The sequence below is a fragment of the Thermodesulfomicrobium thermophilum DSM 16697 genome (assembly GCF_059568695.1).
In genome coordinates, this window is the sequence record NZ_JCANTW010000015.1 from 15,247 (window position 1) to 35,481 (window position 20,235).

General features: G+C 60.5%; 16 protein-coding genes. 13 read left to right on the forward strand and 3 right to left on the reverse strand.

Annotated elements, in window-relative coordinates; translation table 11 throughout:
• The first annotated feature begins 2 nt into the window (after window positions 1-2).
• The 13 genes from BR00_RS08580 to BR00_RS08640 all read left to right on the forward strand — a co-directional run bounded on the left by BR00_RS08580 (window position 3) and on the right by BR00_RS08640 (window position 13,468).
• Entirely contained in the window at window positions 3-1,007 is a 1,005-nt protein-coding gene (locus BR00_RS08580; protein ID WP_496477180.1) for a DHH family phosphoesterase, read from the forward strand.
• A complete protein-coding gene (locus tag BR00_RS08585; protein WP_496477181.1) occupies window positions 998-3,517 on the forward strand; it encodes a DNA polymerase I in 2,520 nt (839 codons plus the stop codon). Before BR00_RS08580 ends, BR00_RS08585 begins: the two co-directional genes overlap by 10 nt.
• Before the next feature lie 40 nt (window positions 3,518-3,557).
• A complete protein-coding gene (locus tag BR00_RS08590; RefSeq protein WP_496477182.1) occupies window positions 3,558-4,727 on the forward strand; it encodes a pyridoxal-phosphate-dependent aminotransferase family protein in 1,170 nt (389 codons plus the stop codon).
• Window positions 4,724-5,008 (forward strand): DUF1844 domain-containing protein, encoded by a 285-nt coding sequence (locus BR00_RS08595; RefSeq protein WP_496477183.1) that lies wholly within the window; start codon window positions 4,724-4,726, stop codon window positions 5,006-5,008. Before BR00_RS08590 ends, BR00_RS08595 begins: the two co-directional genes overlap by 4 nt.
• Before the next feature lie 8 nt (window positions 5,009-5,016).
• On the forward strand, window positions 5,017-6,069 hold the full coding sequence (argC, locus tag BR00_RS08600; RefSeq protein ID WP_496477184.1) for an N-acetyl-gamma-glutamyl-phosphate reductase: 1,053 nt from the start codon (window positions 5,017-5,019) through the stop codon (window positions 6,067-6,069).
• A gap of 46 nt (window positions 6,070-6,115) precedes the next feature.
• Window positions 6,116-7,351: an EAL and HDOD domain-containing protein gene (locus BR00_RS08605; RefSeq protein WP_496477185.1), complete on the forward strand. Its 1,236-nt coding sequence runs from the start codon at window positions 6,116-6,118 to the stop codon at window positions 7,349-7,351.
• Entirely contained in the window at window positions 7,351-8,115 is a 765-nt protein-coding gene (locus BR00_RS08610) for a prepilin peptidase (RefSeq protein WP_496477319.1), read from the forward strand. The genes BR00_RS08605 and BR00_RS08610 overlap by 1 nt, the downstream gene beginning before the upstream one ends.
• A 185-nt stretch (window positions 8,116-8,300) precedes the next feature.
• The gene (locus BR00_RS08615) at window positions 8,301-10,226 is read left to right on the forward strand and encodes an NADH-quinone oxidoreductase subunit 5 family protein (protein WP_496477186.1); all 1,926 of its coding nucleotides are present in this window, start codon (window positions 8,301-8,303) and stop codon (window positions 10,224-10,226) included.
• Window position 10,227: 1 nt separating this feature from the next.
• Complete coding sequence (locus BR00_RS08620) at window positions 10,228-11,088, forward strand: respiratory chain complex I subunit 1 family protein (RefSeq protein ID WP_496477187.1); 861 nt, start codon at window positions 10,228-10,230, stop codon at window positions 11,086-11,088.
• Between the two features lie 15 nt (window positions 11,089-11,103).
• Window positions 11,104-11,628: an NADH-quinone oxidoreductase subunit B family protein gene (locus BR00_RS08625; protein ID WP_496477188.1), complete on the forward strand. Its 525-nt coding sequence runs from the start codon at window positions 11,104-11,106 to the stop codon at window positions 11,626-11,628.
• Window positions 11,629-11,631: 3 nt separating this feature from the next.
• Window positions 11,632-12,012: an NADH-quinone oxidoreductase subunit C gene (locus BR00_RS08630; RefSeq protein WP_496477189.1), complete on the forward strand. Its 381-nt coding sequence runs from the start codon at window positions 11,632-11,634 to the stop codon at window positions 12,010-12,012.
• Window positions 12,009-13,088 (forward strand): hydrogenase large subunit, encoded by a 1,080-nt coding sequence (locus tag BR00_RS08635; protein ID WP_496477320.1) that lies wholly within the window; start codon window positions 12,009-12,011, stop codon window positions 13,086-13,088. Before BR00_RS08630 ends, BR00_RS08635 begins: the two co-directional genes overlap by 4 nt.
• A gap of 11 nt (window positions 13,089-13,099) precedes the next feature.
• Window positions 13,100-13,468 (forward strand): 4Fe-4S binding protein, encoded by a 369-nt coding sequence (locus BR00_RS08640; protein ID WP_496477190.1) that lies wholly within the window; start codon window positions 13,100-13,102, stop codon window positions 13,466-13,468.
• A 272-nt stretch (window positions 13,469-13,740) separates the two neighbouring features.
• Here the strand turns inward: BR00_RS08640 and drmC are convergent, their stop codons facing one another.
• Genes drmC through drmA form a run of 3 tightly spaced genes read right to left on the reverse strand, consistent with a single transcriptional unit; the run spans window position 13,741 to window position 20,224 of the window.
• Window positions 13,741-14,517 carry a DISARM system phospholipase D-like protein DrmC gene (gene drmC, locus BR00_RS08645; protein ID WP_496477191.1) on the reverse strand — a complete coding sequence of 259 codons (777 nt, stop codon included), beginning with the start codon at window positions 14,515-14,517 and terminating at the stop codon, window positions 13,741-13,743.
• The gene (gene drmB / locus BR00_RS08650) at window positions 14,514-16,361 is read right to left on the reverse strand and encodes a DrmB family protein (RefSeq protein WP_496477192.1); all 1,848 of its coding nucleotides are present in this window, start codon (window positions 16,359-16,361) and stop codon (window positions 14,514-14,516) included. Before drmB ends, drmC begins: the two co-directional genes overlap by 4 nt.
• Entirely contained in the window at window positions 16,358-20,224 is a 3,867-nt protein-coding gene (gene drmA, locus BR00_RS08655; protein ID WP_496477193.1) for a DISARM system helicase DrmA, read from the reverse strand. The genes drmB and drmA overlap by 4 nt, the downstream gene beginning before the upstream one ends.
• Between the last annotated feature and the right edge of the window lie 11 nt (window positions 20,225-20,235).

A 20,235-nucleotide genomic window follows, 5' to 3' on the forward strand; every position in this document is an offset into this window, starting at 1 on the left:
GTATGGCATATTTTCGCAAGCTTGGGTCAAAGCTGGAGAAGCTTCTCGATTTATTGGATAAAAATGAGCGTTGGCTCATCGTGATCGTTGCCGATCCGGACGCCATGGCCTCGGCCATGGCGCTCAAGCGCATCATGGCCGGTCGTGTGGCGGAGGTGGGCATTGCCCATGTCAATGAGATCTCCCGGCCGGACAACCTGGCTATGATGCGCCTTTTGCGCATCCCCTCCAAGAAATACACGCCGTTGCTTCGCGCCCAGTATGACCGTTTCGCCTTGGTGGATTCCCAGCCGCACCATAATACCCAACTCACAGACATTCCTTTTTCTTTGGTCATCGATCATCATCCCAAGGCACCAGAATCTCCGGTACAGGCGGATTTTGTGGAGATTGTCTCCGAATACGGCGCCAATTCCACGATCATGACCGAATATCTCTATAATCTCGATATCCGACCGGGAAAGCTCTTAGCCACTGCTTTGCTCTACGGCATCAAGACCGACACACAAAGCTTTGAGCGTGATTTTCATGATACGGACATGCGGGCGTTTCGGTATCTTGCGAAATTTTACCATCGCCCACTGCTCCATAAAATTATCCGCTCGGAATTCAAATTGGAGTGGCTTACCTATTTTGCTCAAGCATTTCGTAAAATACGTGTTTTTGGAAAAGGCATCTTCATCTTCATGGGCAAAGTAGAATCCAGCGACATTTTGGTCATCCTTGCGGATTTTTTCCTGCGTGTCCACGGGGTTTCTGCCACCATTGTCAGCGGTATTTTTCAAGATCGATTGGTTGTGGTTTTTCGTGGTGATGGATTGCGTCAGGATATGGGTAAATATGCCCAGCGCCTTTTTGGCGAGTTCGGCTCTGCAGGCGGGCATCGCACCATGGCCCGGGCGGAGATCCCCTTGGCCAACGTCAGTGACCAGCACGTGAGCCAATTCGTGTGGGATCGTCTGCAGGCCTGCTCCCGAAAACGCAAAGAGGATGGCCCATGTCAGTAGCCGCTTCGTTGGGATGGAAGACTCCGCCGCTCTTCCTGGTGGATGGCCATGCCTTCATCCATCGTGGTTTTCATGCCTATCCGGATTTTCGCGCTCCGGACGGTTTTCCCACCAGCGCGTTGTTTTTCGTTTTCCGCGTCCTTTTGAAGATCTTGCGCGAAGAGAATCCCACGCATATCGCCTTTGTCATGGAAGGCCGCGGCCCCACCTTTCGGCACGAGCGTTTTCCTGCCTACAAGGCGGGGAGACCCGCCATGGCCGAGGACTTGGCCGTACAGATTCCCGCCATTCGCGAGGCGGTGGCGCATCTGGGCATCCCGGTGCTCGCCCAAGACGGCTGTGAGGCCGACGACGTCCTCGCCAGTCTGGCGGCGCGATTTGCCGCCCGCCGGGTGGTCTTGGTGGGCGCGGACAAAGACCTGTGCCAATGTCTTGGGCCGTCGGTGGTGTTGTGGGACCCTGCGGGCCGGGGCGAACGGATCACCCAGGCGGCGGACGTTTTGGCCACCCATGGCGTCACGACGGCGCAGTGGCCGGATTTTCAGGCGCTCACCGGCGATAGTGTGGACAACATCCCCGGAGTGCCCCGGGTGGGACCCAAAACCGCGGCCCGCTGGCTGCGCCAGTTTCCGGACCTGGAGTCCTTGTGCGCCAATCTCCATCAGTTGTCCCCCAAGGACCAAAAGTTGCTCTCTCCCCACATGGAGGACGTGTTCGTCTACCGGGAGCTCACCACCCTGCGCACGGACTGTGTCCCGGAGATCACCTGGGAAGATTTGGCGCGAAGCCCCATGGACCCGGAGAAAGTGGCCGCCTTGGTGCAACGCTTTGGCTTCCGCTCTTTGGAAGCCGAACTGCAGGAATTTGTGGGCTTCCCCTCTGCGCCGCGGCAGGGCCCCGCTCCGGCGGCGCGCACACTGGCTTCGTGGGAGGATCTTCCGGATCTTTCCGGCCAGGCGGTTGCCCTTTGGCGGGAAGACGACGTGACGGAGCTTGCCGCAGGCGAGCATTTGTGGCGTGTGCCTGGCCCGCCGCCGCGCCGCGCCCTGGATCAGGTCAGGGGGACCGTGGTCTCTTCCAAGGCGCTGCGCCGGGCAGGATGGGAGATGGATGCGTGGGCCGCGGTATGGGACGTGGAACTCATGGCCTATCTCCTGGATCCCGAAGCCCGGGACTATTCTTGGCCGCGTTTGGCTGGCCAGCTTTTGGGGGACACTGCTGCCGTCGGTGCCCGCGCCGTGGCCCGGGCCGGGGAAGTGCTCCAGGAGCGTCTCGAGGCGGCTGGGCTTACGGACCTCTATTTGCGCTTGGAGCTGCCGCTGGTGCGGGTGCTCGTGGCCATGGAGGCGCGCGGCATCGCCTTGGACAGGGCGCGGTGCGCGAACTTGCTGGAGCAGGTGGAGGCGCGCTTGGAGGATCTGACCCAGCGTATTTATGCTGCTTCTGGAACGCAGTTCAACATCCGATCCAGCCAACAGCTTGCTCAGGTGCTCTACGATCAATTGGGACTGCCTGCGCCGCGCAAGACCGCAGGCGGGGCGCGCTCCACGGCGGTGGAGGCCCTGGAGGCGATCCGCCATGCCCACCCCGTGGTGGAGATGGTCTTGGAGTTTCGCATGCTGGAGAAGCTGCGCTCCACCTATCTCGTGCCGCTTCCCGCCGCTGCCGACGCTACAGACCGCATCCACACCACCTTCAACCACCTGGCCACAGCCACCGGTCGCCTTTCCAGCAGCGACCCCAACTTGCAAAACATCCCCATCCGGGGGCCGCTGGGCGCCCCGGTGCGGGCGTGCTTCGTGGCCCCGCCGGGAAAGACGCTCATTGCTGCGGACTATTCGCAAATCGAGTTGCGCGTGCTCGCCCACTTGAGCGCGGACCCTGCCCTCACCGCCGCCTTTGCCCAGGGAGAAGACATCCATACGCGCACCGCCAGCCTGCTTTTCGATCTCCCGCCAGAGGCTGTGGGCAAAGAAGAGCGGCGCCGGGCCAAGACCATCAATTTCGGGTTGCTCTACGGCATGGGTCCGGCCAAACTGGCCCGCGAGCTCGGGATCACCCAAAAGGAGGCCAAGGCGTTTATCGCGCGGTATTTCGAAAAACTGGGCGGAGTGCGGGAGTTTTATTCGATGGTGGAAGAGTCCGCCCGGCGGCAGGGGTATGTACTCACCCTGGCTGGACGGCGCCGACTCCTTCCAGGTATGACTTCGGCAAATCCCGCGGTCCTTCAGGCCGCCCGGCGTATGGCCGTCAACACCGTGGTGCAGGGATCGGCGGCGGACATCATCAAAATGGCCATGCTCCAGGTGGAGGAGGATGCCACGGTGCGCCAGCTGGGAGGCGCGCTCCTTTTGCAGGTGCATGACGAACTTGTCCTGGAGGCCCCTACGGCTACCGCCCAGGCGGTGGGGGAGCGGGTGGCGGCCATCATGACTTCCGTGGTTTCCCTGCAGGTCCCCCTGGCGGTGGATTTCGGTATTGGTCCGGACTGGGCCGCGGCCCATGGATAGGATTTGTGCGGATTCGATGAACACAAGGATTGCCACACCAATGGAACATAAGTTGCGACTTCTGACCCCAGGCCCCACTCCGCTGCCCGAAGCCGTGCGTCTGGCCCTGGCGCAGGACATGATCCACCACCGCAAGGCCGCCTTCGTGGAGATCATGGAAGAGCTCCAACCGCGCCTCATGCGGCTCTTTGGCACGACCCAGCCGGTCTTGCCTCTTTCGTGCTCCGGCACCGGCGCCATGGTGGCCGTGGCAGGGAGCCTTTTTGCCCCGGGAGAAAAGGTCGTGGTGGTGGAAGGCGGAAAATTCGGCGAGCGCTGGCGGGAGATTGCCGAGAGCCTGGGGCTTGTGGTGACGGTGCTTGCCGTGCCCTGGGGCACGGCCGTGGACCCGCAGGAGCTGCGCGCGGTCTTGGATGCGGATCCGAGTGTTGTGGGGGTGCTGGTGCAGGTCTCCGAGACGTCCACCGGGGTGCTCCATCCGGTACGTGAACTCGCCGCCATCACTCGGCAGCGCTCGGTGCTTTTGGTGGCGGATGGCATCTCTGCGGTGGGGGTTTCTCCCTGTCCCATGGATGCTTGGGGGATCGACGCCCTGCTCACCGGATCGCAAAAAGGCCTCATGCTGCCGCCCGGTCTGGCCTTGGCGGCCCTTTCCGAGCGCGCCTGGGCCAAGGCGGAGTCCTTGGGACCGCGGCATTTCTATTTCAACCTGCTTGCCGAACGTGCCAAGGCCCGGCAGGGGCAGACGCTCTTTACCTCGCCGGTGAATCTCCTGCGGGGCCTGGCCGTCAGCCTTGCCCTTTTCGAAGAAGCAGGCATGGAACAGGTCTTTCGGAAACAATGGGCCCTGACCTGCATGGCCCGGCGCGGCGTGCAGAGTCTGGGGCTGGAGCTCTTGGCCAAGACACATTTCACCTGGGGCCTCACTGCCGTGCGTCTGCCTGCTGGAGTGGACGGGGACCGGGTGCTGAAGTCCGCGGCCAAGCGAGGCGTGGTCATGGCCGGCGGGCAAGGACAGCTCAAGGGCCGGATTGTCCGCCTCGGCCATATGGGACACGTGGATTTCGGCGATCTTCTGGCCGGGCTCTATGCCCTGCGTCAGGGAATCATGGAGGCCGGCGGTTTCAGCGCGGCCCGTACGTATTTGGAAGACGCCATGGCGGCGTACGAAGCCGCCCTGCAGGCAGGACTGCCCGAGGAGGCGCTATGAGCACCCAAGAAGATCTTTCGTGCGTGTGCAAGGAACTTCCGCAAGTGGATTTTTCCACCTTTGTGCTCTCCATGGCCTCCACGGCCCTGGTGCATTTGGGGGAAGTGCCGGAACCGGAAAGCGGTGTGGTGCGCACTGACTTGATCGCCGCCAAACAGACCATCGAGATCTTGTGCATGCTGCAGTGTAAGACGCAAGGAAATTTGACGGATACCGAAGCCCGTTTGCTCAAGGATCTGCTCTACGAGTTGCGGCTCAAATACGTTCAGCGGGCAGGGTAGGGGGACGCATGGAACGCAAACGCGTGGGTTTGGTGGGGGTGACCGGATATACGGGCATGGAGTTGTGCCGCCTGGTACTCCATCACCCGGGTATGGAACTCGTGGCCGCCACCTCTCGGGCCGAGGCGGGCAAACGCTTGGGAGATCTCTATCCTCATCTGTATGGCACCACCATGGCGGAGGTCCCGGTGCAGTCTCCGGATTACGCCGCCTTGGCCGCCGCCTGCGACGTGGTCTTTTTGGCGGTCCCCCACGGCACGGCCATGCATGCGGCCAAGGAGCTCGTGGCCGCAGGCTGCCGGGTGGTGGACCTCAGTGCGGATTTCCGGCTGCGGGATGTGGGAACGTACACCGCGTGGTATGCCATGGATCACGCATGTCCAAAGTTGGTGCCCGAAGCCGTGTACGGCCTGCCCGAGCTCTACGCCGAAGCCGTGGCTGGCGCGCGCCTGGTGGCCAATCCAGGCTGCTATCCTACCGCGAGCATCCTCGCCTTGTATCCGGCCGTGGCTGCGGGGCTGGTGGAACCGGAGGACTTGATCATCGACGCCAAATCCGGGGCCTCGGGCGCGGGCCGCAAGGCCAATGTGGCCACTCTCTTTTGTGAGGTGCACGACAGTTTCCGGGCGTACAATTTGGGCCGCCACCGCCATACCCCGGAAATCGAGCAGGAGCTTTCCCGCGCCGCAGGCAAGGCGCTCACCGTGTCGTTCAATCCCCATTTGGTGCCCATGGACCGGGGCATTCTCGCTACCTGCTATGGTCGGCTGCGGCCCCACGTGGACGAAGCCCGCGTGCGGGAGGTGTATGCAGCCTTTGCCTCCGGCAAGCCTTGGGTGCGGTTTTTGCCGCCAGGGGTGTTGCCGGAGACCCGCTGGGTGCGGGGCACCAATTTTTGCGATATCGCCGTGGTGGTGGACGAGCGCACCCGGCGGCTCATCGTGGTGTCGTGTATCGACAACTTGTGCCGAGGAGCCTCTGGCCAGGCCTTGGTCAATGCCAATGTGATGCTCGGCTTTCCTGAGGACGCGGGCCTGTCCCGAGCGCCGCTGGTGCCGTAGGCGCTGTGGACTTCCGCACCCAGGAGGATTTCCGCGGAGAAGTATCATGAGTGAATCGTACTACGAAACCATCGTGGTGGCACGGCAGCCCGTATTTACTGCGGATCAAAGGGTCTGGGGATACGAGCTCCTTTTTCGCAGCAAAACCGATTTGAGCCAGGCGGTGATCACGGATGCGGATCAGGCCACGCTTCAAGTGATTGCCGATGGGTTTGCCGTGGCCACGGAAAACGTCCCCGCGGAAGCTCGGGTATTGATCAATTTTCCTCGCAACCTGCTTCTGGGGGAGGCGCCTTATGTATTGCCCGCCGATCGCTCCATCGTGGAAATCCTGGAGACCGTGACTCCGGAGCCGGAGGTCTTGGCCGCTTGTGCGCGCCTCAAGGAAGCAGGGTATACCTTGGCCCTGGATGACTTCGTCGGACAAAGCGGCTTTGAGCCGCTGTGCGCCTTGGCGGATATCGTCAAGGTGGATCTCCTGACGCAGACGCCGGAGAGCGTCATGGCCATTGTCAAGAGTCTGCGCCGCTACAATATCACCCTGCTGGCGGAAAAGGTCGAGACCCGGGAGATGTTCGAGGTGTGTAAGCGCCTGGGGTTCGTCTATTTTCAGGGGTATTTTTTCCGTAAGCCGGAAATTGTCGAAGGCCGCAAACTCACCGCCAGTCAAGCAAGCCGCATCCGTCTGCTGCATGAGCTCTCCCACGGGGCGGACCTGGAGCAGCTGGTGCGGATCTTGGAAGCGGACGTCTCGCTCTCGTACCGCTTGCTGCGCTACATCAATTCCGTGCGCTTCGCCTTGGTGAAAAAGGTGGAGTCCATCCAGCGGGCCGCTTCCATGCTGGGCCGCAAGAACCTCCAGCAATGGCTGCAGGTGACCCTGCTGGCCGATATGAATGCCGCCCCCAGGGCCCAAGAGTTGGTCCGCCTCTCCGTGATCCGCGCGCGCTTCTTCCAGATTTTGGCGGAAGCAGGCCAAGCCCCCTTGGGACCTGATGCCATGTTTTTGCTGGGCTTTTTCTCTCTGCTCGATGGTATCTTGGATCAGCCCATGGAGGCGGTGCTTGCGGAGCTGCCCCTGGATCCTGCGGTGCAGGCCATCCTGGTGGACCCCGCAAGTCCCCACGCCCCGTGGCTTCTCCTGGCGCAGGAGTTGGACCGCTGCCATTGGCCTGGAGTGCGCGCCCAGACCGAGGTCTTGGGGTTGCCCCTTGCCCAGGTGGGCGCCGCGTATCATGAGGCCATGGTCTGGACCGATGCCATGTTGGGGGCCGGGGAGTGATGGAAGCGGCCTTTCCCTGGATTGCCCTGGTGTTGGGGCTGTGTCTGGGGAGCTTTTACACGGTGTGTGTGCATCGGTACCTCACCGGCGGATCAATTCTGTGGCCAGGATCCCATTGTCCGGTCTGCGGGCATCGCTTACGGCCCTGGGAGAACATTCCGCTCTTCTCGTTTGTGATCCAGCGCGGTCGTTGCCGTGCCTGCGCTGCCCCGATCCCCTGGCGTTACCCCATCCTCGAAGGCCTTTCTGGGGCCGCGGCCATGATCTTGGCCCTGCGTTTTGGCCTGAGCCCGGCGTTTTTCGTGTACCTCGTGGCCACGGGCATCTTTCTCGTAGCCGGGGCCATCGATTGGGAGACCTATCTCCTGCCGGATATCTTCACCTATCCCTTGGCGGTATTGGGCCTCATTCATCCCTTGTGGGTGCCGGTGTCCTGGATGGACACCGTGCTTGGGGCGGTTTTGGGAGCAGGGCTCTTGTGGGCGGTGCGAGAAGGATACGCCCGCCTGCGCCACGTGGAGGGCCTGGGTCTGGGAGATGTGAAGCTCATGCTGGGCTTGGGGGCCCTGACCGGGGCGACCCAACTCCCCCTGACCATACTCTGCGCCTCGCTGTTTGCCCTGGCGACCTTTGCCCTGTGCATCGCCCGCACGTCGCGTTCGCAGGGACTTGCCACCGCCATTCCCTTTGGACCGTTCCTGTGCGCCGGCGCTTGGCTGGTGCTGGTGGCTGGAGAATGGTTTGCCACATGGGGGCTTGGTTAGATAACCAAGGCAGTTTTCCCCCAACCTCCCTTGACGAAAGATAATCCCTTGGCTAGCACCCTTCCCCACCAAAAAATCCGCTCTTCGGAGTGGAGGACCTCCCGTGGCCTCGGCATGGAGGAAACCGGGTTGTTCCGGTTGACCATAAAAGATGTGGCTGTTGGACGTTTTTTCAAGGAGGTTGTATGGTCTCTCAAATGATGTGGGTCAGCATCGTGCTGCCGTTCCTCGCGGCATTGGGATGTCTGATCGACAGTAAACCCCTACGTTCCATACTGGTCATTGGTACTGGTGTGGCCGTATCCCTGGCATCCCTGCTATTAGTGCAAGGGCAAGCATTCTCTCTGACGCCGGAAATACTTTTTGGCATTCCGGTGGATGGGCTTGTTGCGTTTCTCGATTTTGCTTTGCTCTTCGTGATTCTGGGGATAAGCTATCAGCTCAAGAACAAACTCATTGCAACGCTTACTGTATTACAGATTGTTCCATTGGCGTTTCTTGAGCTCTTTTTGCATGGTGGTGAGGCGGCAGGTCCAAGCCTCTACGGTGATCAGCTTTCCATGATCATGAGTCTCGTCATCTCCATCATCGGATCGCTCATCTGTATTTACGGACTTTCCTATATGGATGAGCATGAGCACCATTTGCATTTGGAAAAGTCCCGCCAGGGGCGGTTTTTCTTTTTCATGGTGCTCTTTTTGGGGGCCATGAATGGGCTCGTGTTCGCCAACAACCTGCTGTGGCTCTATTTCTTCTGGGAAGTGACCACTCTGTGCTCCTTCATGCTCATCAAGCATGACGGTACGGAAGTGGCCGTGACCAACGCCACCCGTGCCCTGTGGATGAACATGCTTGGCGGCGTGGCCTTCGTACTGGCCTTGGTGGTGCTGCGCGCCAAAGGCATGCCCTTGTATCTGCAGGAACTCATCGCCACCCCGGGTGTGGCGGCCGTGGCCCTGCTGCCCATTGGGCTCATGTGCTTTGCGGGCTTTACCAAGTCTGCTCAAGTGCCCTTTCAGAGCTGGCTGTGCGGCGCCATGGTGGCCCCCACTCCAGTCTCGGCCTTGCTCCATTCGAGCACCATGGTGAAGGCAGGGGTGTACCTGGTCATCCGTCTGGCCCCGGCCTTTGCCGGCACGGTATTCAGCCACTATGTGGCCCTCTTTGGGGCCTTCACCTTCCTGACCACGGCCCTGCTCGCCATCTCCCAGAGCAATGGGAAAAAGATCCTGGCTTACTCCACCATCAGCAACCTCGGCATGATCATCGCTTGCGCCGGCATCAATACCCCGGCGGCCATGGCGGCAGCCATTTTGCTCATCGTCTTCCACGCCATCTCCAAGGGGCTCATGTTCTTGTGCGTGGGCACCATTGAACAGAAGATCGGCAGCCGCGACATCGAAGACATGCGTGGGCTCATCCGCATCATGCCCAAGACCGCGATGATCGTGGTGGTAGGTATCGTGACCATGTTCCTGCCGCCCTTCGGCGCCCTGCTTTCCAAGTGGATGGCGGTGGAGGCCTCGGCACAGTTGCCGTTGGTGGTACTCATGCTCGCCATAGGCTCGGCCTTCACCATGGTCTTCTGGGGCCGCTGGCTGGGGCTCATCATGACTTCGGTCATGGGTGAAGAGCAGGCGGCAGAGGCCCAATCTCCGCTGGTGCGCGTGCCGCTGCTCATCTTGGCTTCGGCTGCCGTGGTGGTGAGCTTTGTGGCTCCGGGCCTGTACTCATCCATGGTACTGCCGGTCTTGGAGCGTTTCTACTCGACGGATCTGTATATTGCCGCACAGGGCGTCTTCTCCAATAACATCGGGATGTTTGCCGTGTTCCCCATCTTTTTGGTCATGGTCTTGGGCGTCGTTTGGGCGGCCCGTGCCTCGTCCAAAAAGCGGGTGAGCCAGCGCTCCTATAGCGTTCCGTACGTCGCCGGATTGCAAGATCCTACTGATCCGCGTCGAATTGGATTCAAAGGCCCGCTGGGGCAGTGGTCGGATTTTACCACATCCAACTACTATATGGACCAATGGATTGGTGAGGGCCGTATTACTGGATGGATCAACCTGGTCTCTACGGGGATCCTCATCATCTTGCTGACGGGGGTACTCTAAGATGGAAGCGAAAACCATCATTTTCGTGATTGTTGCTTTAATCCTTGCCCCCATCGTGGGCGGTTTGCTGGCAGGGCTCGATCGTCGGCTCACGGCCTGGTGCCAGGGACGTTTTGGCCCGCCCATCTTGCAGCCCTTCTACGATGTCTTCAAATTGCTGGGCAAAGACCGCCAGGCGGTGAACACGTGGCAGATCTTTTGCGCCCACATCTATCTCATCGCCTCCATGCTCTCCTTGGCCCTGTTCGTCATTCAGGGCGATTTGCTCATGATCTTCTTTGTCATGACCATCGGCGCGGTGTTCATGGTGGTGGGCGCCCTGTCCACACCGTCGCCGTATTCTCAGATCGGCGCGCAGCGTGAGCTCATCCAGATGCTCACGTACGAGCCGCTCTTGGTCATCGTGTTCGTGGGCATCTACTTCGTGACCGGGAGCTTCAAGATCAGCGATATCCTGGCCTATGAGCGGCCCATCTTCCTCATGCTGCCGCTGCTCTATCTGGTGCTCACCTTCGCTTTGACCATCAAGCTGCGCAAATCGCCCTTTGATATCTCCGCCTGCCATCATGGCCATCAGGAGATCGTTCGCGGTGTACTCACCGAGTATTCGGGGCCGTACTTGGCCATTTTGGAAATCGCCCATTGGTATGACATCATCCTCATTTTGGCTATCTGCAGCCTCTTTTGGAGCACCAGCTTTATTGGGATGATCATGCTCCTGGCAATTACGTATCTGGCGGAGATTGCCATTGACAATATCACCCCGCGCATGACGTGGAAATGGATGCTCACCTACGTGTGGGCCGTGGGGATTACATTGTCCCTCTTCAATATGGCGCTCCTTTACGCCAAGAGCTTCTAGGAACAGGAGACTGGTATGGGATTCTTCAAAAATCTGGTAGAAACCTCGCGCGTCAAGTCTCCGTGGATCGTGCATTTCGATTGCGGAAGCTGCAACGGTTGCGACATTGAAGTCCTGGCATGCTTGACCCCTCTCTATGATGTGGAGCGCTTTGGCATCCTCAATATTGGAAATCCCAAGCATGCGGATATCCTGATCGTTTCGGGCACGGTGAATTATCGGAACGCCAAGGCCCTGCGTAATGTGTACGACCAGATGCCCGAGCCCCGGGCGGTGATCGCCATCGGCGCCTGCGGTACTTCCGGCGGAATTTTCCGCGACGCCTATAACGTGGTGGGCGGCGTGGACAAGGTCATCCCGGTGGACGTGTATGTGCCGGGCTGTCCGGCCAAGCCGGAAGCCATCATCGATGGTGTGGTGCTGGCCTTGGCGAAGCTCAAGGAGCGCCGCAGCACCAAGGATACCGATGCCTTGGCCGAGGAGCTGCACAAGGCTCGGGAATTCTATGCAAACCGTGAAGACCGTCAGGTGGTGGAGTAAGCCATGGCCCTGGAAACCAAGAATATTGCGAAAAATCAGCTTGTTGCTGAGGTGAAATCCCTCAAGGCGCAAGGGTACCGTTTCGTCACCATGACCTGTGTGGATTTGGGAGACGGCTTCGATCTCCTGTATCACTTTGACCGTGATCTGCAGATGACGCATCTGCGCATCACAGTGCTCAAAGGCGATACGGTGCCGAGCATCTCGGGGATCTATTTTGCGGCCCTGTGCATTGAAAACGAAACCAAGGACCATTTTGGGATCTCCTTCGATGGTCTGGTGCTGGATTTCGGCGGGCATTTCTATCTGGAGGAGGAAGTCAAGCGCTATCCCTTCTGTAAGGTGTCCGTACAGGAATCCCAAGCTCCCAAGGAGGGCAACTGATGTCCACCATCATTCCTTTTGGACCGCAGCATCCGGTTCTGCCGGAACCACTCCATCTCAAAATTACCTTGAAGGACGAGATCGTCACTGAGGCCATCCCCATGCTCGGCTACGTGCACCGGGGTTTGGAGACCTTGGTTTCCTTGAAAGACGTGGATCAGATGGTGCAGGTGGTGGAGCGGGTATGCGGCATCTGCAGCTGCATCCATGCCCACACCTACTGCATGTGCGTGGAGGGCATTTTGGGCATCGAGGTGCCCCAGCGCGCTGAATTCTTGCGCATCATCTGGTCGGAGCTGCACCGCATGCATTCGCACCTCTTGTGGCTGGGCCTTTTGGCGGACGCCTTTGGCATGGAGAGCCTGTTCATGCATTGCTGGCGCATCCGCGAACGGGTCATGGACGTCATGGAGGCCACGGCGGGCAACCGCGTCATCATCTCCGTCAACAAGGTGGGCGGCGTGCGCCGCGACCTGTCGGCGGACCAGATCCGCTGGATCCGTCAGGTCATCGACGAGTTGGAAGCCGAGCTCGACAAGATCAAGCCCGTGCTCACCAACGACTACACGGTGAAGAAACGCACCGTGGGCGTGGGCGTACTCACCAAGGAACAGGCTTACGAATTGGGGGCCGTGGGCCCGGTGCTGCGCGGCTCGGGCGTTGCCCAGGACGCGCGCATGACCGGTTATGGCGCCTATAAGTACGTGGACTTCGAGCCGGTGGTGGAGACGGACGGCGACTCGTGGGCCCGCACCATGGTGCGCTTCCGGGAACTCTACCAGGCCATCGACATCGTGCGCCAGCTCATCAACAAGCTCCCGGACGGCGAGATCAGTGTGAAGGTCAAGGCGGCCAAGCCGGAAGGGGAGATCGTCTGCCGCTCGGAGCAGCCCCGCGGTGAGCTCATGTACTACGTCAAGGGAAATGGCTCCAAGTTCTTGGAGCGGGTGCGCATCCGCACCCCCACATTTGCCAATGTGCCGCCGCTTCTGGCCATGCTCCCGGGCATTGAGATGGCGGATGTGCCGGTAGTGGCTTTGTCTATCGACCCGTGCATCAGCTGCACGGAGCGCTAAAGGAGGATATCATGTTCGACATGACGCGAACCATCATCGAGAACTTCTTCTCCAAGGCGCATACACGGCTCTATCCTCTCCAGACCCGTGAGCCGTTTCCCAATGTGCGGGGAAATCTCTTCAACAATATCGAAGAGTGCATCCTCTGCGGCATGTGCCAGAAGAAATGTCCGTCCCAGTGCATCACCGTGGATAAGGACGCCAAAACCTGGCAGGTAGATCCATATGCCTGTGTGTACTGTGGAATTTGTGTGGAGAACTGCCCGGTCAATTGCCTCTATATGGAAAGCCCGCACCGCAAGCCTACAGCAGAGAAAATCATGAACCAGATGGTGCAGGTGAAAGGCCCGGAGAAGAAAAAGAAGACAGCAGAAAAATAACGCCATCCCGGATGGATGTTTGTGTTGGGGCCGCGCTTGCGGCCCCAATGCGTTGTGTGTCTGGATGAAATGGATCCCAGTGAGTAAAAGCGACTGAGCGTGCGGGAAAGATTGAAGTATTGTCTGGGACCAAGGGCGGAAAGAGGACTACTGTCAAGCAGAGCGAGCAGATAAAGATTCTCTAAGTTCTCGTGATCAAGTGGATGTTCAAAAGTTTTCTCCAAAGTCCTCTCTACGGCCTAGAAGAAATCCTCAAGTACTGTCTATGCGCCTCAGACTTGTGCTATCTGTTTCGTCACGATCAACGCCTCCAGGTGCCTCTGTATGGACTGAGGGATTCTCCCCCCAGTGACCAGGAGACCCAGCTCCATGTTTTTCTCCAGCGCTGCATCGGTCAGATTCGCGCTGGTCACGAAAGCGATCTTTCCGTCGGCCACTGCGCATTTGGCGTGGACCGATCCGTGCCTACCAGCATCGTCGAGCTCCCTGTTCTCGGGAGGCCAAGTATAAATTCTCACTCCCGGCAGGCTTTCTCTCAACGGAACCACGGGGTCGAATGACAGCATGCCCCCATGTTCCTTGCCCCGCTCGACCAGGATCGAGACGGCGACGTTCCTGGCCATCGCATCCCTCAGGGCTTCCTTGAGGGTGGGCACCCCATGGGCCACGAAGCTCACGAGGAACACCGATTTCTTCGCCGAGCGGATCAGTTCGAGAAGAACTTGTTCCGTCCTTCTCACAGGAACGAACTCCGTCCTGGGCCCCGTCCATACGATTTCTATGGAGTGGTCTTCCGAGGCCTCATGTATATGAGCTGCGGCTTCCATCGCCAGTGCCAGGGAAGCGGGATCAAGTTCGGTGTTCCTCTTCCATTCGCGTACGAGGTCGTTCACACAGTCGGCAGCCTTCCCTTGAAAACCCAACGAGAGGATCGAACCGGCTCCTTCGACGCCTTCCAAGCCACGAATGACGCCGACGAGACGCCGTAACCGTCCTGGTTCGAGTTCCCTCACCACACGAGAAATCGCTCGATACAATCCGCTGTTCATGGCGACCATCCGAAGAAGGCGGCGTTTTCGTGACCGACGATGGGAACCAAGAGCGCACGATCGAGGTAGCGGTTCCCGCGCTCACAGGACGTCTCTGCGGCGAAGCTACAAGCGTGGCATGCCGCGGCGTGCAGACTCCGGTCCTTCTCGGGGAGATGCTCCGAACACAGGGGATCCGATGAACAGATACGCGCCCTGTCCAGTGCCTGGGCCATCAACCGACCAAGATTGTTGGGTTTCCCGAGTTCCACCAACCCACCCAGTGTTCCGTCGGAGTCTGCGGCGGCGGTGTAGAGGAGGACACCCGCCATGACGACCTCGTCTCCTTCCTTGGATGCGTAGACACGCTCTCGAATGCTCGCGGCGTTGTATCCACACTCGAGTGTGAGTTCACGGAGCAGTAGATGGGCGAAGGTGTGCAGCAAGACGTATTTGATTCCAGGATAACCTTCGTTCGGGTCCAGTCTCCTGGCGTTCCTCCAACCTCGATGTCCTTTCCGCAGTTCCTCGTCCCGTGCCAAGACCTCGGTCCGACCGAGCCATTCGGCGATTCTGGCCTCGTCGAACTGGATGAAGATTCCTTCCCCGTGCACCTCGTTCACCGGCACCCAACGGGGAGGCCCATTGCCGATCGGGGCCAGCTTTGGTCGTTCCTCGTTCTCGCCGGCTTCCTCCGGCGGCTCGACGCGTGTGAAGCCTACCAGAGCATTGACCTCTCGTAGACGCTCGACGAGCACCACCGAGCGAATCCAGTCGGCGTATCTGGTCGGCGCGTCTACTTTCGTCACCATGAAATGTGGCCAGTCGAGAGGAGGTTCGGACGCTGTGAACACCTGCCACTCGGGTACTTTCATGTCGACGTCCGTGACGAGGTCGCTCTCGCTGTCGCCTCGCCTTCGGCTCTCGATCTCGTTCCAGATCGCTTCGGGTGCGTGCTTGTCTATCCCAGGAACGGCGTTGCGCTTGACCAGGGTCCTGATCGTGATGCGGAGCTCCTCCAGCGACTCCACGTCACCGAACACGTCCCAGTTCTCCTCGACCAATTGCGTCACAGGATCGGTTCCCAGGGGAATGGCCAAGGAGGAAATGGAGATCGGGAACCATCCATTCGTGGCGCCGAGAAGGATGGCACGAGGGGGTTCGTCACAATCCTCGAATCGGTCGAGGTGTGGATGTCTACCTCGGCATCCGGGGAGATTCTCGGCTCCCATCTGGCCGAAGGCTCGAGCCATGGACTTCCTTGCACCGCATTCGTCACACTTGACCCATAGATTCTCCGTTTGGAGCGACGCGCCGCTCTCGAAGAATCTCAGGGTTCCCTTGCACGAAGAGGGCCCGCCATGCACGAACCAGTGCCAAGGGAAGTCGTCCAGATGCCCTTTCCTGCACGCGAGGAGAAAACGAGCCGGGACGGCATCTGCGTTGCGCCCCTTGTCACAACTCTTGTGGACGAACCGCGTGAGTTCTGGACGGAAAGGATTCGGTTTGCATTCGAACAGGCCGGAGTCGAACTCTGCCAACAGCCCGCACTTGACGCACCGGAGCCATCGCGGGAAAGGCTTGACGGGTACGCCTCGTTTGGCCTCCTCGGAAAAGGGGTCGAGTCGTTCATCCGGACTGACGGGAGGTATCAATAGACGTTCGACCTGATGTCCCAACACCCGACGCACCGCATACAGGAGACGTGGCTCCTGGACGGGCCTGCAGAGGTCTGGATCCCAACGGTCCAGCCCCATCGTCACCACCGACAGGTTCGGCAGGTCGATCGACGCACCAGGACCATAGGTCCAGAGAAGCTGACTGGGGCGAATCTCGCCCACCACGGTTTCTTTCGTACCGTTCATTCGTCCCCTCCATCCTCATCGGACTTTCGGCGGGGCCAATCGGGACCAGGGCCGATCCTGTCGATATGCATCACCAGTCGCACACCGGGCTCCACCTCGCGCATGGACATGGGGACGGTGAAATCGCCCCAAGCCTCCTTGCCGGGCCTTCTCAAGAGTGGAACGGTCACACCGTCCCGACTCCGGTCGTACCCCAGTCTGCGGCCACCGGTCCCGGCCTCGTGAGCCCAGTCGTCGAGACGCTTGGCGACCATCGCGTCGGTACGATCACGAATCTCCTTGGTGTCGGAGACCTGCCAAGCGCGTTCCACCACGATGTCCCTCGCTCGAACCGCCGCTGGACGAGTCGAGGAGGTCATCCTCTCGGCGCCGGAGTTGGGGTTGAGTTCCGGGTCCATGTGCCGTATCAGCGATACCAGGACACCCGTCGATCCCCTGTCCAGTGCCCGTGGTGCGAACGGGGTCACCGACTGGGCTTCCACGTGCTGGTAGAAAGTGGCGTGATAGTGCTCGAAGGTCTCGTAGTGGGATAGATCGCGGGGCCGTGCCCACGTGAACACCGTACACACCAGGCCTGGGAAGGCACGGCCGACTCGACTCGTGGCCTGAATGTACTCGGCCGTCGTCTTGGGTTGACCGTTGACCACCATCAGACCGAGTCGATTCACGTCCACCCCCACCGACAACATGTTGGTGGCCAATACCACGTCGAGCGCCCGTATCTCTCCCCTTTCCCAGTCGGCCTTGTAGGGTACTTCGAGTCGGTCGAGCTTTCGCGGGATCTCCTTGTTGGAGACGCGGGAAGTCAACTCGTCGATCTGAGAGACGGATCGTTGGGCCAGTCCCGGGCGTATCACGTCGCTCATCTGCACGCGATAGCAACGGGTCTGGACGTCGTCCTCCGCCAAGCGCCGCATGCCGCCGAGCTCCCGAAGAGAATTGAAGTATCCCACCAGTGTCATGTAGGGGTCGGCGATGTGTCCGAACCGGTCGAACAAGGCCTTCGCCGCCGTCAGGAAGGCGACGTACACACGGATCAACATCGCAGGCCGTGAACTCCCCGGGGCACAGATTCCCAGATAACGTCGGCCGGGGCGCGCCTCCAAGGGACGTCGAATCGAGAAGAAGTCGTCCTCGACGTCCAGTCCATGCGGCGGGAAGATCGCCACCCGGCGAAGGAACACGTTGTGTACCTGCTCTTGAGCCTTGCGCGCCGTAGCGGTGGATGCGACGACTTTCGGGTGGATCCGCCTGCCCTCCATCTCCCAGGTGCACAGCGCTTCCACGGCCGTCTCGTAGAGTCCCACCATGGTGCCGAGTGGACCGCTGATGAGATGGAACTCGTCCTGGATGATGAGGTCTGGAGGGCGAATGGGCTGGACGGGTTCCTTGCGCCTCACAGCGGGGAGGTCTCTGTATTTCCGATGAGTGCCGGTGTCCTCCGATCCGGGCCAGATCAGACCGTGGCGTTCGCATTCCGCTACGGCGCGCCCGAACAACGTCTGAATCTGTCCCCGCCAGGCCATGAGGGCGAACTTGTCCACGGTGGCGATCAACATGGAAGGGGGCCTGCGATAGATCTCGTCGTCCACCACCAGGACCGGCAGCCCACGTCCCTTGGACTGGCGCCGACTGAACTCGCAACGACCCAGCCGATCGGAACAGTAGAGGATCGTCCGTCCCTCACCGCCCCTGAAGGGAGAGACCTCGATGTCACGACTCGGAGAGATCTCCGAGCCACACCACGGACAGCTCGTGATCTGGGCGGGGCTTCCCGCGCCCGTCGGCCTTCCCCCGGTACCACGTTCCTGCCGAACGGCCGCCTCGCTCTCCTCCGTGGTGTTGGGCGTCACGCGCTGTCCCACCCATAGACCGATGGTGAAGGGTTCTTCTCCCCAAGACCGATCACCCGCTTCGATGGCTTTCCTGCGAAGGTGCTCCATGGCGCATATCAGGGTGCTGGCACGCTGGAACTGTTGGAGGGTGAGCAGGCGCAACGTGTAACGCATGATCACCGTCAGTCCTCGCGTCCCGTCGTAGCCCCCGAGCCTTCCCTGCAGACGGCGGATGGCCATGGCGAATGCGGCCAGCCCCAGATAGGCTTCCGTCTTGCCGCCGCCCGTTGGAAACCAGAGCAGGTCGGCGTAGGCCTCCAGTGGAACCGTGCGGTCCCGGTGGGTCGGATCTGCGAGCGAGGGGAGGGCCAACAACAGGAAGGCCAGCTGGAACGGCCGCCAAGTGCGGTTCTTCGGTATGTCGACGTCCTCCGGTGCGATGTCCTTCCCCCTGCGACGATCACGTGCGTAGATGCTACGGACACGCTGCAGTGCCATCGCTCGATTGGCGAAACGGAATGCCTCGAGCGCTTCGTCGTCGGTTTCGAGGACCCTGATTCCTTCTTCGAGACGCGACAAGATCTCCGAACACCGTTCCATGGCCGAACGAGCCGCCTCGTCATGACCGATCACGTCCTTTCCGATCCGGGTCCGCTGCTCTTCGATCCACTCCCGGTAGTCGTCGGTCAGGACTCGGAGAGCCTCTACCAACTCGTGGCGTTCCATCTCGGCCAACCGCGCCATGTCGATCGATCCTTCCTCGATCATGCGGCGCATGGCGGGCCGGTCCTGTGGCTCCATGCCCGGTGTCTCGGTGACCGGCACCTCGTACCGGGGCACGACGCGAGTTCGCACCTCCACCGCCCGTTCGGGGTCCTCGGGACTGGTCTCGGCGTGCACGGAGACGCCGTGCCCTACCGCGAACTCCACATGCCGGCGGTAGATCATGGCGAGCGACTCGCGCTCGAGATCGTGATTCAACTCGGCGACTGGCCGGCGACGGAAGATGGCGGAACCGTCCTCGGAGCGCACGATCAACTCCGGCTGGAAGATCCAGGCCTCGTCCTGATTGGTCTCGGGCTTCTCCTGCGTGTTGACGAGGAAGAGCGTCACCAGACGGTCTCCGTTCGGCAGTTTCTCGCGAACGATGCCTTCGACGACAACGCCGGGTTGTTCCTCGTCCGGGGCGAACGGTTCGATCCTCCCTTCTCGAAGCCGGACGACCTTGGTCCCACCTCGAGGGACGCGTTTCCATGCGCGCCTGGGTTTACCCGTCTCCTCGTCGAAGAACCTCTCGCTCTCGCCTCGCTCGTAACGCCCCCACCGTGCCTCCACCTTGATCGTCTCCACCTCGCCGTCGACGCAGAACGTGAAGCCGAAGGAAGAGGGCACCAGGGATTGGCTCGTGGATGCGTCGATCTCTCGCTCGGCTCCGTCGGGATCGGTGGTGGCCGAGTCGGGAAGATCCTCCACCTGATCGTCCGGTACACGGGTGTCTGGAGGGGCGAGCTTGCCGACCAAGTAACGGTCGCGCACGCTCATGCCCACCACTTCCTCGAATGGCCCGTCGGCAGGACCGAGCAGGTCGTCGACGACCGCCATCTGGAGGAGGTCACGAACATAGGCGTGATCTTCTATCGGCGGGATGGATTCGGGATCGGACACCCCAACGCTTTGCAGGAGCGAGACGGCCTTCGCCCATTCGATGCGCGTCGCCCACGTCGAGTCGTCCGGCTCCAACTCCAGTTCCTCCAGGATCACGGGAGTCTTCAGATCCAGCTCGGCATCGAACAGGAAGGTGATCGAGTCCAGATCCACCCGAATCCGATAGACCCGTCCGATCGTCACGACCGACCGCCGCCCCTCCCGCTCCTCATGCAAAAAGAGCAGGTCGCCCTCCAAGATGCCATGACATCTCTTCGAGCTCTCCGTCACCACGATTCCGTGGTACAGCCGCTCGACTCCTTCACCATCCACGCGGACCAACCAGGCGTTGGGCTTCGTCTGTTTCCCGTTCTTCTCGTTCATTTCCCTATGCA

Coding starts and splice junctions, on each gene's coding strand:
- BR00_RS08580 (WP_496477180.1), top strand. CDS start 3: ATGGCATATTTTCGCAAGCTTGGGTCAAAGCTGGAGAAGCTTCTCGAT.
- BR00_RS08640 (WP_496477190.1), top strand. CDS start 13,100: ATGTTCGACATGACGCGAACCATCATCGAGAACTTCTTCTCCAAGGCG.
- drmB (WP_496477192.1), bottom strand. CDS start 16,361: ATGAACGGTACGAAAGAAACCGTGGTGGGCGAGATTCGCCCCAGTCAG.
- BR00_RS08630 (WP_496477189.1), top strand. CDS start 11,632: ATGGCCCTGGAAACCAAGAATATTGCGAAAAATCAGCTTGTTGCTGAG.
- BR00_RS08620 (WP_496477187.1), top strand. CDS start 10,228: ATGGAAGCGAAAACCATCATTTTCGTGATTGTTGCTTTAATCCTTGCC.
- drmC (WP_496477191.1), bottom strand. CDS start 14,517: ATGAACAGCGGATTGTATCGAGCGATTTCTCGTGTGGTGAGGGAACTC.
- argC (WP_496477184.1), top strand. CDS start 5,017: ATGGAACGCAAACGCGTGGGTTTGGTGGGGGTGACCGGATATACGGGC.
- BR00_RS08585 (WP_496477181.1), top strand. CDS start 998: ATGTCAGTAGCCGCTTCGTTGGGATGGAAGACTCCGCCGCTCTTCCTG.
- drmA (WP_496477193.1), bottom strand. CDS start 20,224: ATGAACGAGAAGAACGGGAAACAGACGAAGCCCAACGCCTGGTTGGTC.
- BR00_RS08610 (WP_496477319.1), top strand. CDS start 7,351: ATGGAAGCGGCCTTTCCCTGGATTGCCCTGGTGTTGGGGCTGTGTCTG.
- BR00_RS08615 (WP_496477186.1), top strand. CDS start 8,301: ATGGTCTCTCAAATGATGTGGGTCAGCATCGTGCTGCCGTTCCTCGCG.
- BR00_RS08590 (WP_496477182.1), top strand. CDS start 3,558: ATGGAACATAAGTTGCGACTTCTGACCCCAGGCCCCACTCCGCTGCCC.
- BR00_RS08625 (WP_496477188.1), top strand. CDS start 11,104: ATGGGATTCTTCAAAAATCTGGTAGAAACCTCGCGCGTCAAGTCTCCG.
- BR00_RS08605 (WP_496477185.1), top strand. CDS start 6,116: ATGAGTGAATCGTACTACGAAACCATCGTGGTGGCACGGCAGCCCGTA.
- BR00_RS08595 (WP_496477183.1), top strand. CDS start 4,724: ATGAGCACCCAAGAAGATCTTTCGTGCGTGTGCAAGGAACTTCCGCAA.